The organism is Lactobacillus johnsonii (assembly GCF_014058685.1).
Taxonomy (GTDB): domain Bacteria; phylum Bacillota; class Bacilli; order Lactobacillales; family Lactobacillaceae; genus Lactobacillus.
In genome coordinates, this window is record NZ_CP059055.1 from 812,551 (window position 1) to 830,272 (window position 17,722).

General features: G+C 34.9%; 12 protein-coding genes. 10 read left to right on the top strand and 2 right to left on the bottom strand.

Going from position 1 to position 17,722, the window contains the following annotated elements:
• Nucleotides 1–11: 11 nt before the first annotated feature.
• The 7 genes from dnaK to yjeM all read left to right on the top strand — a co-directional run bounded on the left by dnaK (nucleotide 12) and on the right by yjeM (nucleotide 10,605).
• Nucleotides 12–1,886, top strand: coding sequence for a molecular chaperone DnaK (gene dnaK / locus H0I41_RS03810; RefSeq protein WP_135014159.1), 1,875 nt, complete (start codon nucleotides 12–14; stop codon nucleotides 1,884–1,886).
• Nucleotides 1,887–1,965: 79 nt separating this feature from the next.
• A complete protein-coding gene (gene dnaJ / locus H0I41_RS03815; RefSeq protein WP_011162230.1) occupies nucleotides 1,966–3,132 on the top strand; it encodes a molecular chaperone DnaJ in 1,167 nt (388 codons plus the stop codon).
• A gap of 143 nt (nucleotides 3,133–3,275) precedes the next feature.
• Nucleotides 3,276–5,114 (top strand): translation elongation factor 4, encoded by a 1,839-nt coding sequence (lepA, locus tag H0I41_RS03820; protein ID WP_135014160.1) that lies wholly within the window; start codon nucleotides 3,276–3,278, stop codon nucleotides 5,112–5,114.
• Between the two features lie 137 nt (nucleotides 5,115–5,251).
• Nucleotides 5,252–5,941 (top strand): class A sortase, encoded by a 690-nt coding sequence (locus H0I41_RS03825; RefSeq protein ID WP_086875010.1) that lies wholly within the window; start codon nucleotides 5,252–5,254, stop codon nucleotides 5,939–5,941.
• A gap of 98 nt (nucleotides 5,942–6,039) precedes the next feature.
• Nucleotides 6,040–8,310 carry a single-stranded-DNA-specific exonuclease RecJ gene (recJ, locus tag H0I41_RS03830; RefSeq protein ID WP_135014161.1) on the top strand — a complete coding sequence of 757 codons (2,271 nt, stop codon included), beginning with the start codon at nucleotides 6,040–6,042 and terminating at the stop codon, nucleotides 8,308–8,310.
• 134 nt (nucleotides 8,311–8,444) lie between these two features.
• Nucleotides 8,445–8,972 carry an adenine phosphoribosyltransferase gene (locus H0I41_RS03835; protein WP_004897152.1) on the top strand — a complete coding sequence of 176 codons (528 nt, stop codon included), beginning with the start codon at nucleotides 8,445–8,447 and terminating at the stop codon, nucleotides 8,970–8,972.
• A 124-nt stretch (nucleotides 8,973–9,096) separates the two neighbouring features.
• Nucleotides 9,097–10,605 carry a glutamate/gamma-aminobutyrate family transporter YjeM gene (yjeM, locus tag H0I41_RS03840; RefSeq protein ID WP_135014162.1) on the top strand — a complete coding sequence of 503 codons (1,509 nt, stop codon included), beginning with the start codon at nucleotides 9,097–9,099 and terminating at the stop codon, nucleotides 10,603–10,605.
• A gap of 48 nt (nucleotides 10,606–10,653) precedes the next feature.
• Here the strand turns inward: yjeM and cls are convergent, their stop codons facing one another.
• On the bottom strand, nucleotides 10,654–12,141 hold the full coding sequence (cls, locus tag H0I41_RS03845) for a cardiolipin synthase (RefSeq protein ID WP_004897154.1): 1,488 nt from the start codon (nucleotides 12,139–12,141) through the stop codon (nucleotides 10,654–10,656).
• A gap of 135 nt (nucleotides 12,142–12,276) precedes the next feature.
• Between cls and H0I41_RS03850 the strand changes: the two genes are divergently transcribed.
• From H0I41_RS03850 to H0I41_RS03860, 3 genes are all read left to right on the top strand, one after another.
• A complete protein-coding gene (locus H0I41_RS03850; protein WP_135014163.1) occupies nucleotides 12,277–13,233 on the top strand; it encodes a thymidylate synthase in 957 nt (318 codons plus the stop codon).
• Nucleotides 13,234–13,250: 17 nt separating this feature from the next.
• On the top strand, nucleotides 13,251–13,754 hold the full coding sequence (locus H0I41_RS03855) for a dihydrofolate reductase (protein WP_135014164.1): 504 nt from the start codon (nucleotides 13,251–13,253) through the stop codon (nucleotides 13,752–13,754).
• A gap of 176 nt (nucleotides 13,755–13,930) precedes the next feature.
• Nucleotides 13,931–15,274 (top strand): SLC45 family MFS transporter, encoded by a 1,344-nt coding sequence (locus H0I41_RS03860; RefSeq protein ID WP_135014165.1) that lies wholly within the window; start codon nucleotides 13,931–13,933, stop codon nucleotides 15,272–15,274.
• 73 nt (nucleotides 15,275–15,347) lie between these two features.
• Here the strand turns inward: H0I41_RS03860 and H0I41_RS03865 are convergent, their stop codons facing one another.
• Nucleotides 15,348–17,615: an HAD-IC family P-type ATPase gene (locus H0I41_RS03865; protein ID WP_135014166.1), complete on the bottom strand. Its 2,268-nt coding sequence runs from the start codon at nucleotides 17,613–17,615 to the stop codon at nucleotides 15,348–15,350.
• Nucleotides 17,616–17,722 lie beyond the last annotated feature (107 nt).

Below are 17,722 nucleotides of genomic sequence, written 5' to 3' on the forward strand. Positions count from 1 at the left end.
AAGTTCCATATATGTCAAAAGTTATTGGTATTGACTTAGGTACGACTAACTCTGCTGTTGCCGTACTTGAAGGTAAAGAACCTAAAATTATTACTAACCCAGAAGGTAACCGTACAACTCCTTCTGTAGTTGCTTTTAAAAATGGTGAAATTCAAGTTGGAGAAGTAGCTAAGCGTCAAGCAATCACTAACCCTAACACTATTGTTTCAATCAAGAGTCATATGGGTGAAGAAGGCTACAAAGTTAAAGTTGGAGATAAGGAATATACTCCACAAGAAATTTCAGCTTTTATTTTGCAATACATTAAGAAGTTTTCTGAAGACTATTTGGGTGAAAAGGTAACTGACGCAGTTATTACTGTTCCTGCTTATTTCAACGATGCACAACGTCAAGCTACTAAAGATGCTGGTAAAATTGCTGGCTTAAATGTTCAAAGAATTATCAATGAACCAACTGCTTCAGCTTTAGCATATGGTCTTGATAAAGATGAAAATGATGAAAAAGTATTAGTATACGACCTTGGTGGTGGTACTTTCGATGTTTCTATCTTGCAATTAGGTGATGGAGTCTTCCAAGTATTATCAACTAATGGTAATACTCACCTTGGTGGTGACGACTTTGACCAAAGAATTATGGATTGGTTAATCCAAAACTTTAAGGAAGAAAATGGTGTTGACTTATCTAACGATAAGATGGCACTACAACGTTTAAAGGATGCTGCAGAAAAGGCTAAGAAAGACTTATCTGGTGTTTCCTCAACTCACATTTCACTTCCATTCATTTCTGCTGGAGAGGCTGGTCCACTTCACCTTGAAGCTGATTTAACTCGTGCTAAGTTTGATGAATTAACTGATGATTTAGTTCAAAAGACTAAGGTAGCATTTGACAATGCTTTAAGTGATGCAGGTTTGACTGTAAATGATATTGATAAAGTTATTTTGAACGGTGGTTCAACTCGTATCCCTGCAGTTCAAAAGGCTGTTAAGGATTGGGCTGGAAAAGAACCTGACCACTCAATTAACCCTGATGAAGCTGTTGCTTTAGGTGCAGCAATTCAAGGTGGTGTTATCTCAGGTGATGTTAAGGATATTGTTTTACTTGATGTTACTCCATTATCACTTGGTATTGAAACTATGGGTGGTGTCTTCACTAAGTTAATTGACAGAAACACTACTATTCCAACTTCAAAGAGCCAAATCTTTTCAACTGCAGCTGATAACCAACCAGCAGTAGATGTTCATGTTTTACAAGGTGAACGTCCAATGGCCGCTGATGACAAGACTTTGGGACGCTTTGAATTAACTGATATTCCACCAGCACCACGTGGTGTTCCACAAATTCAAGTTACTTTTGATATCGATAAGAACGGTATTGTAAACGTATCTGCTAAGGATATGGGTACTGGTAAGGAACAAAAGATTACCATTAAGAGTTCTTCTGGTTTATCAGATGAAGAAATCAAGAAGATGCAAAAGGATGCTGAAGAGCATGCTGAAGAAGATAAAAAGCGTAAAGAAGAAGTTGATTTACGTAACGAAGTAGATCAATTAATCTTTACTACTGAAAAGACTTTAAAGGAAACTGAGGGTAAAGTTCCTGAAACTGAAACTAAGAATGTTCAAGATGCTTTAGATGCTTTGAAGAAGGCTCAAAAAGACAACAACTTGGATGAAATGAAAGAAAAGAAAGAGGCTTTATCAAAGGCTGCTCAAGATTTAGCTGTTAAGCTTTACCAACAAAATGGTGGTGCTCAAGGTGCAGCTGGTCAAGCTGGCCCTCAAGGCCCACAAAATGGTGGTCAACCAAACAATGATAATGGCTCAGACAACGGTCAAGGTGGTTCAACTGTTGATGGAGACTTTCATAAGGTAGACCCTGATAAGTAAAAAGTTTTATAATTAAATCAAACAAGAAAAGAACTGCGTGATTGTAGTTCTTTTCTTTTATGAATAAAGGAGTTTTCAGATGGCACAACGTGATTATTATGATGTGCTGGGTGTTGATAAAAATGCTAGTGAAAGTGAGATTAGTAAGGCATATCGTAAACTAGCAAAAAAATATCACCCAGACTTAAACCATGAACCTGGTGCTGAAGAAAAATACAAGGAAGTAAATGAAGCATATGAGGTTCTCCATGATAAACAGAAAAGAGCTCAGTATGACCAATTTGGCCAAGCAGGTGTAAATGGTCAAGGTGGCTTTGGTGGTCAAGGCTTTGGCGGTTTTGGCGGCCAAGGTGGATACTCATCTCAAGGCTTTGGTGATTTTGGCGATATTTTCGGTGATATCTTTGGTTCAGCATTTGGCGGAGGCAGAAGTCGTGTAGATCCAACTGCACCGCAAAAAGGTCAAGATTTAGATTATACAATGACGATTGACTTTATGGATGCAATCAAGGGTAAAAAGACCGATATTACCTATACTAGAAGTGAAGTTTGTCCTACTTGTGACGGCTCTGGTGCTGAAAAAGGTACTCATCCAATTACGTGTGATAAATGTCATGGAAGTGGGGTAATGACGGTAACTCGTCAAACACCACTCGGTGTTATTCAACAACAAACTACTTGTGACAAGTGCGGAGGACGCGGAACAATTATTGAACATCCATGTCAAACTTGCCATGGTCAGGGCACCGTCGACAAAAAGCAGACTCTTCAAGTTACTGTTCCAGCTGGTATTGATAATGGACAACAGATTCGTTTAAGTGGTCAAGGCGAAGCTGGAAAAAATGGTGGTCCTTACGGTGACTTGTACATTGTATTTAGAGTTAAACCAAGCAAAGAATTTAGAAGAAATGGTACAACTATCTATACTGAAGCTCCAATTTCATTTGCTCAAGCAGCTTTAGGAGATAAAATTCGTGTAAATACAGTTCATGGTCCAGTTGATTTAACGATTCCGGCAGGAACTCAACCTAATACTAACTTTAAATTACGTGGTCAAGGTGTACCAAAGATAAATGGTACAGGCAATGGAGACCAAGAAGTAACAGTTAAAGTAGTTATTCCAAAGAAGATTAATGATAAGCAGAAGGAAGCTTTGGTTGATTACGTTAAAGCTGGTGGCGGTAATATTTCCCCACAAGAAAAGAATTTCTTCGAACGTTTAAAAGATAAGTTAAACGGAGAATAAAAGTGAAAACGTATATCTCTATAAGTCTTGAGGTATGCGTTTTATTTTTGTAATAAATAATTACTTCAATAAAAATGTTGCATTAAGAATTTTATCTAGTCGTAGGCCTTTGATATAATTAATAAAGCGAAAAGGGTGAGAACATGGATATAAAAAAATTACAAGATTATCAAAAACATATTCGAAATTTTTCAATTGTTGCCCATATTGATCATGGAAAATCAACGATTGCAGATCGTATTTTAGAATTAACAGATACTGTTTCTGAACGTCAAATGAAAAATCAATTACTTGACGATATGCCACTAGAACGGCAACGTGGTATAACTATTAAGCTAAATTCTGTAGAAGTAAAATACCACGCTAAAGATGGTAAAACATATATCTTTCACTTAATTGATACTCCAGGCCACGTAGACTTTTCATATGAAGTTTCAAGATCATTAGCGGCCTGTGAGGGGGCACTCTTAGTAGTGGATGCCACTCAAGGTGTACAAGCACAAACTTTGGCTAATACTTATTTAGCTATTGATGATGACTTGGAAATTTTACCAGTTATTAATAAGATCGATTTACCATCAGCTGATCCCGAAATGTGTAAAAATGAAATTGAAGAGATGATTGGTCTTGATGCTTCAGATGCAGTAGAAGTTTCAGGAAAAACAGGTCAAGGTATTCCTGAATTACTAGAAGAAATTGTGAAAAAAGTACCTGCACCTGACGGTGACCTCAATGCCCCATTAAAGGCTTTGATTTTTGATTCAAAATATGATGATTATCGCGGTGTTGTTTTATCTGTTCGAATTGAAGAGGGAACGGTTAAACCAGGCGATAAAATTCGTATTATGAATACTGGAAAAGAATTTGAAGTAACAGAAGTAGGTGTTTCAAGTCCACATCCAGTTAAAAAAGATATGCTTATTGCTGGGGACGTAGGATATTTAACTGCTAACATCAAATCAGTTCGTGAAACTCGTGTTGGTGATACCATTACTAGTGCTGAAACTCCAACTGAAAAGCCACTTCCAGGTTATCGTCAAATTCCACCAATGGTTTACTCTGGTATGTATCCAGTTGACAATCAAAAGTATGATGATTTGAAAGAAGCGCTTCAAAAGTTACAATTGAATGATGCTGCTTTAGAATTTGAACCTGAAACATCTCAAGCTTTGGGCTTTGGTTTCCGGTGTGGATTTTTAGGATTGCTTCATATGGACGTTGTTCAAGAAAGACTTGAGCAAGAGTTTGGTATGGATTTAATCATGACCGCACCAAGTGTAGACTATCATGCTATTATGAACGACGGATCAACTAAGCTGATTGATAACCCAGCTGATTTGCCTGATGCTGGTGAATATAAGGAAGTTCAAGAGCCTTATGTTAAAGCAGAAATTATGGTGCCAAATGATTTTGTGGGACCAGTAATGGAATTATGTCAGCGAAAGCGCGGCGAATTTGTAACTATGGATTACTTAGATAAGTATCGAGTAAATGTTATTTACAATATGCCATTAGCCGAAATTATTTATGATTTTTTTGATGAATTAAAATCTTCAACTAAGGGCTATGCATCCCTTGATTATGAGATAACTGGTTATCGTGCAACGGACTTAGTTAAAATTGATATGCTTCTTAATAAAGAACCTATCGATGCTCTCAGCTTTATTGCACACCGTGAAGAAGCACAAAATCGTGCTCGTCAAATGACAACAATGCTGAAGAAATTAATTCCGCGTCAGAACTTTGAAGTTGATATTCAAGGTGCCATTGGAGCTAAAATTATTTCTCGTGCAACCATTAAACCATATCGTAAAGATGTTACTTGGAAGATTCATACCGGTGACCCTGATCGACGTGCAAAATTGCTTGAGAAACAGCGTCGTGGTAAAAAGAGAATGAAAGCAGTTGGTAGAGTAGAAGTGCCTCAAGATGCATTTATGGCTGTTTTAAAAATGAACGATGACGATATTAAAGGTAAATAAATAACATAACTTTATAGACGTACCAAGGTTTTGGTACGTCTTTTTTGTTAAAAATCTATCGCTAAGGTAATTGATATTCTTTTTCTAAATTTGTGTTAGAATTTATAACAGTATCAATTAATTAAGGAATAGAAAAAATGGCACAAACAAAGAAAAATAATTCCAAGAAAACTTGGATCATTAGAATTGCTGCAATTATTTTATTAATTATCGGATTAGGGATGATTTTTAATAGTCAGATCCGAGATATGATGGTTAGACAAAATCAAACGACTGCCTTAAAAAAGTTGAATAAAGAAACTGTTAAAAAGAATCAAAAGAAAAAAGGAATGTTTGATTTTTCTAAGGTAGAGGAAATCGACTTTGGTCAAGTAACAAAATCGCGTGTCAATAATACAGCGGATGCAATTGGTGCGATTGCGGTTCCTAGCGTAAACATGTACTTACCAATTATGAAAGGGTTAAGCGATGATGCTATGTCAACTGGTGGGGGAACTATGAGACCTGATCAAGTGATGGGAAAGGGAAACTATCCGTTAGCTGGACACTATATGACTGCTAAGGGAGTATTATTTTCACCACTAGAAAACACTAAAATAGGCGAAAAAGTATATTTGACTAATCTAGATAAGATTTATATTTATCAAATATATATGAAAAAAATTGTTGATCCAACAGCAGTTTGGCTAGTGGATAATACTAAGCAAAATATTGTTACTTTAATTACTTGTGCTGATGGTGGGGTTAATCGCTGGGCAATTAGAGGAAAATTAATTGCGGAAGAACCAGCAACGGACAAAAATCTTCAAGTTTTCAAGCTTAAATAAAGGGATTTGCTTCTTAATGAAAGGAAGTAAATCCTTTTTAACTTTTGCTATAATAGAAACTTAGATGTTTATAGATGATTTAGGTGAACTAGAAAATAATGAAATGGCAACAAAGACAAGCAACTAATTTAGATCAAGAGTTAATTAAGAATTATGGTTTAACTGATATTCAAGCTAAACTTTTTGCTTTAAGAGGGATAAATACTGCAGAAAAATTAGATTTTTGGTTAAATGCAGACGAAAATGATCTAGCTGATCCTTTTTTGATGCATGATATGGAAAAGACAATTGATCGAATTAATCAAGCAATTGATAATGGTGAAAAGATAACCATCTATGGTGATTATGATGCGGATGGAATCACAGCAACTAGTATCATGATGGATACTTTGGAAATTTTGGGTGCCGATGTTCATTTTTTTATTCCCGATAGATTTAAAGATGGTTATGGACCGAACATGACTCGCTATCAAGAGATAGTAGAAGATGGAACTAAGTTAATTATTACTGTTGACAATGGTGTAACTGGTGTAGAAGAAATAAAGTACGCTCAAGAACATGGTGTCGATGTGATTTTAACTGATCATCATACTTTTCAAGATCAAAAACCAGCAGCCTTCAGTACTGTTCACTGTAATTATCCTGGCCAGAAATATCCATTTGATGATTATTGTGGAGCAGGGGTTGCGTATACAATTTGCCGTGCATTAATGCAAGATACAATGCCTGAGCTATTAGATTTGGCCATGATTGGAACAATTGGCGATATGGTAAAGGTTACTGGTGAAGGCCATATTATTGTAAAACGTGGTTTAGATATTCTGAATCAAACTGAACGACCAGGATTGCGCGCTTTGATTAAACAAGCGGGTCTAACTATGGGAGAAATTACGGCAACACATGTTGGCTTTAATATTGCACCTAGATTAAATGCTGTTGGACGTTTGGCAGATGCTAGTTTAGCCGTGGAATTACTTTTAAGTGATGATGAAGAACAAGCTGAAAAAATAGCCGCTAGGATTGAAGAATTAAATAATGAGAGAAAAGAACTTACAAGTAAAGTTTATGACGATTGTTTAGCTCAAGTTGAAAAGAATGGCTGGCAGCATCGAAATACTCTAGTTATTTATAATTCTGATTTTCATGAAGGTGTCTTAGGACTCGTAGCAAACAAAGTGGTCGAAAAGTTGCATAAACCTACTCTTGTCCTCACTAAGGATGAAGCAGGTGAATTAAAGGGATCTGGCCGATCAAGCGAAGGATTTAATTTGTTTAATGCTCTAGAGCCAATGAAGGATGATCTTTTAGATAAATTTGGTGGTCATGATTTTGCCTGTGGTTTATCTTTAAAAGCCGACAAGCTTGAAGAATTACGAGTACGCTTTGAGGATAGCTTTAAACCAAGTATTGATCTTGAGGTAAAAGATTTTGACTTTGAATTAAATTTAAAAGAAGTTACGCCTGATACGATAGCTGAGATTAATCTGGTTGGTCCATTTGGAACAGGTAATCCTGAACCAATTTTTAGTATTAGTGAGCCCCATATTAAGAGTCTATTTAAAATGGGAAAAGATAAAAATCATGTAAAGTTTACAGCAGAAAAAAATGCGGGGAAGCTTACAATTGTTGGTTTTAACAAGGGATTTTTAAATCAAACATTACTTCCTTTTATTAAAGAACTTTACGTTACTCTTTCTCTTAATAGTTGGAAAAATATTTCGAATGTTCAAGGGATGCTAGCGGGGATTGAATATGGAGCTCCAAAATTAGCTGTTTTTGATCAAGTAATTGATATGCGGCAAGAAGACTATGTGATGGGATTTGCTGATAAGTATTTGATTTTTGATAAAAAGATTATTCCGTGGGCTAGGAATGGATTAGGGATCCCAGAAGGAAAGATTAGTCTAGCAAAAGATTACAATGGAGATTCTGAAGTAGTAGCTTTATTAGATACGCCACGCAATCAAATGGAGTTAAATGTTGCTTTGGAGAAAAAGTATCAACAGCTTTATTTACGCTTTTTATTTGATCAATTACCAATCAATACTTTGCCAAGTAGGGATGCTTTTGGTGCAACTTTAAAATATATCTATGCACATCCAAACTTAAGTATTGATGATTACCAGGCTGTATCTTCTTATCTTGGTTTAGATTATCAAGCTGTTTTATTTATTTTACGTGTATTTTTTGAATTGAATTTTGTCTCATTTACTGATGGAAAAATTATCGGGAATAAGAATCCCGAAAGTAAAAAACTAACTGCTTCAAAATATTTTAATAGTATATCCTCTCAGATAAAATTTACTAATCAGTTAAGAACGATGCCATCAAATCAATTGATTAATTATGTTAAACAATATTTGAAGTGATCATTACTAGTTATAAATTATTAAAAAGTTCGGTTTAAGCCTGATTTTAAAGCAAAAATTTGGTAAAATATACAAGTCAAAGACCGCTAGGTCTAATTTTTCAATGAGAGTCTAAAATGGAGGTTTCTCTTTAAATGGCAATTGATTTTAAAGAACACATTGCAAGTGTACAGGATTTTCCAAATAAGGGGATTGTCTTTCGCGATATCACCCCAATTTTGCAAGATGGGAAATTATATCGCGCTGCTACCCATGAATTAGCTGATTATGCTAAAAGTCGTGGAGCAGAAGTAATTGTTGGACCAGAAGCCCGTGGATTTATTGTTGGCTGTCCTGTTGCAACAGAATTAGGAGTTGGTTTTGTACCAGCTCGTAAGCCTCATAAGTTGCCACGCGAAGTAGAAAGTGCTTCTTATGATTTAGAATATGGTTCTAATGTCTTAGAAATGCATAAAGATGCAATTAAGCCAGGTCAAAAAGTTGTAATCTGTGATGACTTGATGGCAACTGCTGGTACTCTTCACGCAACTAAGGAATTAATCGAAAACTTAGGCGGAGAAGTAGTAGGGGCAGCATTTTATATTGAATTAACTGATCTTAAGGGAAGAGAACAATTCCCAGATTTAGACATATATTCTTTAGTAAAGTACAGTGATGCTTAATGCTTGAACGGAACTCGATTGAGTTCCGTTTTCTTTTGCTTATTTTTAATCTCTTTTGTATTAATTTAACAAAAAGCGCATAATAGTTAATGTTTGTATGAAAGAGGGAGTGTTTTAGTTTTTTATGAAAAAAGACAAATCAGTCAAAATTGGGCTAAAGAGTCTAGTTCTGATGATCTTTTCAGCTATTTTTGGCTTTAGTAATTCTTTAACAGCCTATTACCAAATGGGTTATGCAAGTATTGTGTGGTATATCATAACCGCAATTTTATTCTTTTTACCATCAGCTTTAATTTTTGCCGAATATGGTGCAGCTTTTAAAGGAGTTAAGGGCGGAATTTTTTCTTGGCTTAAAGGCTCAGTTAGTGAAAAAACTGCTTTTATCGGTACTTTTATTTGGTTAGCTGCTTGGGTGGTTTGGCTTGTATCATCGACACAATTTTTCTTAGTATCGGTATCAACAGCCATTTCAGGCCATGATACTACTCAAAGCTGGCACTTTTTAAATTTGACATCAACACAACTTTTAGGAATTTTAGAAGTAGTATTTTTAGTAGTCGTAACATTCTTTGCTGCTAAGGGTGTTGATAAGATTGCAGCTGTAAGTAACGTTGGAGGCTTTTTTACTTTAGCCATTACAATTGGTTTTACTTTGGTATCAATCTTAGTATTCTTTTTGAATCATGGAAAGTTAGCAGAACCTTTAACGGCCCAATCACTAGTTCATTCACCTAATCCGGCTTTCCAATCTCCAATTGCCGTTGTATCTTTCATTGTTTATGCTTTGTTTGCTTACGGTGGTCTAGAAACATCAGCTGGTGTGATTGATTCAGTAGATAAACCTGAAAAAACGTTTCCTAAGGCTTTAATTACTGCAATGATTTGGATGACGGCATTATATGTTTTAAATATTTTGATGTGTGGTGTAGCTGCTAACTGGAGCAGTCAATTAAGTGGTAAAAATGTTGATTTGGCTAATGTTGAATATGTTTTAATTAACAATTTGGGAGTTGAAACAGGTAAAGCATTTGGACTTTCTCATTCAGCATCATTAGCTTTAGGATCTGCTTTTTCCCGTTTTGCTGGATTAGCTGACGTTTTAGCAGGAATTTCAGCAGCATTTTTAATGGTTTATTCACCTGTTAAGTCCTTTATTGAAGGATGTGATCCAAAACTCCTGCCAAAATCCTTAGTTAAATTAAATCGACACGGAATGCCAGAGCGTTCAATGTGGCTTCAGGCTGTTATTGTTAGTGTTATTATTTTATTTATTTCCTTTGGTGGTAACGCAGCCGGACAATTCTATACTATTTTAATGGATATGATGAATGTTTCTTCATCTGCCCCATACTTATTTCTGATTGGTGCATATCCATTCTTTAAGATGAAAAAAGATATTGATCGCCCATTTATCTTTATTGAGGGTAAAAAACGTGTGTGGACTGTAACAATTGTTGTTTGGCTTGTAGTAGCAGTCGGGATCGTCTTTACTTGTATTGAGCCATTATTTACTGGTGATTATGCAACTTCATTCTGGACCGCTATTGGACCAGTGGCATTTGGTGTTATCGCTTGGATATATTATTCATATCAAGAAAGAAAAACTGTTACTGTAGTTGATGAAGAAGAATAAATAAGAAAAAAAGACATACTCAACTAAAAATTGAGGATGTCTCTTTTTTTATAAAATTGGTGATAATAATCTTGAAAAGTATTGTTTAAATTTACGCCAATGAGATTGTTTGTCAAAGTACTCTTTTGTGAGTAAAGTTGACTCTTTTAAATCTTCTTCAAAAATTTCTTTTAATTCCTTGGTGAGAGCTGCGCTATATGTAAAAGCATTTACTTCAAAGTTTAATTGATAACTACGAAAATCTTGATTTGCCGATCCGACTGAAGCAATATTAGAACCGCTAACCATAGTTTTCGCATGAATAAATCCATTATCGTATTTATAAACTTTAACTCCTTGATTAACTAGGTACTTTGCGTAGTATTCAGTTGCTCGGTAGACAAAGGGATGATCAGGCATAGAAGGAATCATAATTCGTACATCAACGCCACTTTTTGCTGCAATAATTAAAGCCTCTAGGATTGAATCACCTGGAATTAAGTAGGGAGTTTGAATGTAGACGTAATTTTGTGCTTGAGCAATTATTTCTTCATAAGCTCGCCGAATACCAAAATGACTATTATCTGGTCCAGATGAAACAATTTGCATTGGTACCAAGTCTTTAGATTGAACTACTTTTAATTCAAATGTTTCAATTAAGCTATCAATATTATATTTTGGAAGATGAGATTTACGGCAGCTTGTATTCCAATCCATTGCGAAGCGAATTTCCATTAATAAGGCTGCTTGCCCTACTACGCGTAAATGGGTATCACGCCAGTGTCCAAATTTCTTACTTCGATTAATATATTGATCGCCAATATTGAACCCTCCAATATAGCCAATTTTATTATCAATGATTACTAATTTACGGTGTAAATGGTAATTAGCACGAGGAGTAGTAAAAAGACGGTTTCCAGCTGTTGAAATGAAAGGTTGCGCTTCTCCTCCTAAATGACGAAGTTTTTTAAAAAAAGATGGTCGTGTACCACGAGATCCGCTTGCATCATATAAAACTCTAATTTTAACGCCCCGACTGGCTGCTTTTTCTAAAGCTTGTAAGACCTGATTTCCTAATTGGTCATCATAAAATGTATAAAATTCTACATTAATACTTCTTTTAGCTTCCTCAATATTTTTTATAAGATTTGGAAACAAAACTTGTCCGTCGATAAAAGTCTCAACTTCGTTATTAAAAGTTAAAAGGGCATCATCATTGTTTAAATTTAGTTCTACTAGCCGTCTTGCACGTGGATTCTGAGATTTACTTGGTAGCAAGTCATGGATTCGTAATAGCCTATTTTGTTCATTAAGAAAATGATCACGAATTTTTTTCTGTTCAGTTTCAATTGAGAAGATATCATCGTGTGATAATTGTCGGCCAGTAAATAAATATAAAACAAATCCAACATACGGTAAGATACATAAAATCAAAAGCCACGCCCAAGTAGAAGCAATGTCACGATGACTACGAAAAACAGTCCAAATTGCTAAACCGACATTAATTAACCAAAGGATTTCAATTATTCTTCTAATTATATCCCAAGTTAAAATCATTAGAATTCCCCCAAAAGTTTATAATATATAATTCTACCATACCGATGAATATACAAAATGTAGTGTTTGTATTTACCAATATACAAAATATATGGTATTTTAAGATGAAGACGCGGAATAGAAAGAAGAAATAAAATGGCAACTTTAGAGCAACCATATTTAGATTTACTAAGTAAAATAATGAATGAAGGGCATGACAAGGAAGATAGAACTGGAACAGGTACTAGAAGCCTGTTTGGAGCCCAAATGAGATTTGATTTAAATGATGGTTTTCCGATTTTAACTACTAAAAAAATACCTTTTGGACTTATTAAGAGCGAATTATTATGGTTTTTACGGGGAGACACTAATATCCGTTTTTTGCTAGAACATAATAATCACATTTGGGATGAATGGGCCTTTAAAAACTGGGTAAAGAGTAATGAGTATCAGGGCCCAGATATGACTAATTTTGGTCTTAGAAGTCAAGAAGACCCAGAATTTAAAAAGATCTATCAAGAAGAAATGGAAAAATTTGATCAAAAAGTCCTAGCAGATCAAACTTTTGCAGAAAAGTATGGAAATTTAGGAGATGTTTATGGTGCCCAGTGGAGACATTGGCAGAAACGTGAGGGTGGTTTTATTGATCAAATTCAAAATGTAATTGATCAAATTAAGAAAACACCATACTCTCGACGCTTAATTGTGAGTGCATGGAATCCAGAGGATGTACCAACGTCCGCCTTACCTCCATGTCATGTTTTGTTTCAGTTTTATGTTAATGATGGTCGTTTAAGTCTACAGCTGTATCAAAGATCCGGAGATATGTTTTTGGGTGTACCGTTTAATATTGCAAGTTATGCTTTACTAGTAAATTTGATCGCACGTGAAACGGGTCTAAAGCCAGGTGAATTTATTCATACTTTAGGGGATGCTCATATTTATAAGAATCACTTTAACCAAGTTAAAGAATTATTGAATCGATCTGCATATGATGCTCCCATGCTTTGGCTAAATCCGGATAAAAAATTAGTACAGGATTTTGAAATGAAAGATATCAAGTTAATTAATTACCGGCATCATGGCACTATTAAGGCGCCGGTAGCCGTTTAAATGTTGAGGAAAGAACAATGATTAGATTTATTTGGGCAGAAGATGAGGATGGACGTATTGGTTACCAAGGTGCTTTGCCCTGGCATTTGCCCGCTGATTTAAAACATTTTAAAGAGCTGACTAGTAATCATATTATCGTTATGGGACGAAAAACATTTGATAGTTTTCCAGGATTACTTCCTAAAAGAAAACATATCATCCTTTCTACTAATCCAATTTTACAACGTAAATATCAAGATAATTCACGAGTTAAAGTTTTTTCACAAATTAAACAGTTGAAAAATTGGATCGAAGATCACACTGAAGAAACAATTGATATTATTGGGGGTGCTGAAGTTTTTAAAGAATTTAAGGATGAAGTAGATGTTCTTGAAAAGACAAAAATTCACCATATATTTAAGTGTGATACATGGATGCCGGAACTAAAGTACGAAGACTTTGAATTAGTAAATTCCGAAAGTCATCATCCAAATGGAAATAATAAATTTGATTACGACTTTTTAGAGTATAAGAGAATATAAGGAACTTCAGTTATAAATTATTTAGAAATGCTGATATTTATTACTTTTTTGTAATGGTATCAGCATTTTTATGTATTTAGTTACCGGTAACAATTAATCCTGTATTGAAAGCATTTTCACTCTTGCTTAATATAAAATTATTGAAAGCGTTTAGCTGAAAAGTGAGGGAGAAAATTATGGATGAAAATAACAAAGTATCTGGCTTACCAGAACTTGCAAAAAGTGTGATCTGGATGATTAATTTTGGGTACTTAGGTATTCAAATTGCTTTTACTCTTGAAACATCACAAATGAGTCGAATTTTTCAAACCTTAGGAGCTGATCCAACTAAGCTAGGGTGGTTCTTTATTTTACCGCCTTTGGCTGGGTTAGTGGTACAGCCAGCTATTGGATCATTCTCTGACCGAACTTGGGCTCCAAAACTTGGTGGAAGAAGATTACCTTACTTATTAATTGGGATGATCTTTGCAGTGATTATGATGTTATTTTTGCCAAACATTGGGAGTTTAGGCTTAGGATATGGCTCTATTGAAGCATTAGTATTTGGAGCTATTGCAATTGCAATTTTAGATGTAGCAGCAAATATGGCTATGCAACCATTTAAAATGATGATTGGTGATATGGTTAATGATGAGCAAAAATCATATGCATATGGTATACAAAGTATGCTTTCAAATTCAGGTGCAGTAATTGCAGCATTTTTCCCATTTCTATTAACAGTTCTAGGAGTTGCTAATACTGCTAAAAAGGGTGTAGTACCTCAATCAGTTGTAATTTCATTTTATGTAGGAGCTACAATACTTGTCATTACAAGTTTGTTAACCGTAACAAAAGTTCATGAATATGATCCAAAAACTTATGCTCGTTATCATGGTATTAAAGAAGAAGATAACAAAGAAGGCGGAAACTGGTTTGAACTGTTAAAAAAGGCACCTAAAGTTTTCTGGCAAGTTTCATTAGTACAATTATTTTGTTGGTTTTCATTCCAATATTTATCAACTTATGCTACAGGTGCAATTGCAGAAAATGTTTGGAAAGTAACAGATCCATCTTCGGCTGGTTATCAATTAGCCGGAAACTGGTTTGGGGTTTTAACAGCTGTTCAATCAATTGCCGCAGTGATATGGTCATATGTTTTGGCAAAGGTGCCAAATGATCATCATAAGGTTGGATATGGTATTAGTTTATTATTAGGAGCAATAGGATATGGTTCCATCTTCTTTATCCATTCTCAAAATATTTTGATTGTATCATTTATTTTAATTGGAATTTCTTGGGCAGCTATGAACACTTATCCACTAACTATGGTTTCTAATGCCTTATCCGGTAAACACATGGGGACGTATCTAGGTTTATTTAATTGTTCCATTTGCTTACCTCAAATAATTGCTTCATTATTAAGCTTTATACTATTTCCACTAATGAAATATTCAATGCCGGCGATGATGCTGACTGCAGGAATTTCGGGTATTTTAGCAGCAGTTTGTGTGCTGTTTATTAAGGAAACATATAAAAACTAAAGTTTATTAAAAATAGGTTACTCTGATAAAAATATCAAAGTAACCTATTTTTCTATGGATTTAGTATGGGTTATTACTTGTTTTTCATAATTGGTTGATAGAATAAATCAATTATAATTGCTGCAATTAAAGCTACAATTATGGTTAAGCCAAGATTTGCAAAGCTAATTTGAGTCATAGCTAAACCCAATAATGCTAAAGCAAAAGTTAGCAAGACATCAATAATTTGAACTATAGCAACTGATTTTGATGGAGCTGACTGCCAGAAAAATTTTCTAGTTCTAGTAATTAATACAATCAACATTGCACTTAAAACTAAATAAACATAAACCATTGTAGAAACAGTTCCTTGAGCATAGTGGTGAGATACAAGGTACCAAACAAAGCCAAAACCAATTACAGTCCATCCTGCAGCAAGAGAGAAAGCAATCTTAGCTAATTTAAGCATATTCCAACTTTCAGGCTTATAGGTAATATGCGTATTATCGGTTCCAATCATCATAGTTACCATATTATTCATAATGGTATAAATAACCATTGCATTTAATGCCATTGGAATATAGTTAAAGCATAGGTAACCAAATGTTAAAAGCATTGTTAGTTCTGCTGTCCGAGATAATTTGGTTAATGACCAGGTTGTCATTCTTTGGTAAACTCGATGACCAGCGTCCAGAATTTTAACAATTGGAGTTAAACCATCTTCTAGGAGAACCATCTTACCACTTCGTTTAGCAACATCAGCAGCATTTGAAACGGCAATTCCAACTTCAGCTTGCTTTAATGCGGGAGCATCATTAACTCCGTCACCAGTCATCCCCACAATATAGCCATCTTTTTGGAATAGTTTAACCATCTTAAGCTTGTCTTCCGGTAAAACATCAGCAATTCCGGCCAAATCATTAACGTCAGTTTTATCATTGAAATCGTGAATTGAGATAACTTTTCCTTTTAAGCCAACCTCTTTAGCAACAGCTTCTGCAGTTCTGCGGTTATCTCCAGTCAACATAATTGGTTTGATTCCGCGTTTTTTAAGTTCTTCTAGAGCTTTCTTTGAATCTGACCTGACTTTATCACGTAAAATGAATATTCCAGCTAGTTTGTCATTAATTAGAACTGCAACTGAACGACCAGCAGTAAAATCAATATTTTTAGCTTCTTTATCAGCATTTTTATCTATTAAAGAAAGTTGCTTAAAAGAACCTAACTTAATATTGTAGTTACCAACAATAGCCATTGAATATCCGGTATCAGATGTGAAGGGGACAAATTTTTCCGGAGTATCAGGACTAATATCTTTTTCTTTTAGGTATTCATCAATGGCAGAATCAATGATACTAGGACTACGTTTATCAGTAGCTGCTCCAACTAAGGCAAGAACTTCGTTATTGGGAAGGTTGCTGAGATTGTCCCATTGAGAGACAGCTGTCTTGTTTTCAGTAATTGTGCCAGTTTTATCAAGTAGCAATAAGTTTAAGTTTGCCGCATCTTGAATACCAGTTAAGTCAGATGTTAATACTCCCTCTTTACTTAAACGAGTTGCCTCAAAAGAATTAGATAAAGCAAATGTAGATGGCATAGCAACCGGAATAGAGGCGATAAACATCATGGCTAAGAATGGGAGCATTTCAATGACATTTTGTCCTCGAATCAATGCTGCGATTACTAAAATTAAAGTTAATACACCGTCTAAGAGACAGAGGTAATAGATAATTTTGGTTAATAGCTGTTGTAAATGACCAGGAGCAGCAGAATTGTTGATTAAATTAATAGTTTTTCCCGAACGGGAATTGCTTCCTGTTGCCGTTACTACTGCTAGGGCATCTCCATCCACTACGGTAGTTCCGGCATAGGCGGTATCACCGACAGATTTTTTAATTGCTTTTGATTCACCAGTAATGGAGCTTTCATCAACTGTAATCTGCCCTTGAGCAATTTTTACGTCAGCTGCTAAAACATCTCCGCGTTTTAAGCTGATTAAGTCTCCAACAGCAAGGAATTTTGAATTTATTTGTTTCCATTTACCACTTCTTTTTACAGAGACTGTTGGAGTTAGCTCATGAGAAATTGTATTTAAAACTCTACGAGACTTTTTCTTTTGTGTAGCTCCATTAAACGCTGCAAATAAAAGCATTAATAAAACAAATAAGGACTGGATCCATTTACCTAAAATACATTCTAATAGTAAGGCTCCTTCTAAAATCCAGGCCGATAAGTTCCATAACTTGGACATAAATTCTTTAAAGAAATTAAATTCAGGTTCGGGAACTTCATTTAGACCATCTTTTTTAAGACGCTCTTCTGCCTGGCCATCGGTTAACCCTTGCAGTTCTTTATTTTCCATAAAAATCCTCCGTTAATTCTCTATTTTCTTAAAATATTTTAGCGCAGTTCTTGTTATTAAGAAAATATCAAATTAAGATAGGAGATATTAAAAATATAGATAATAAG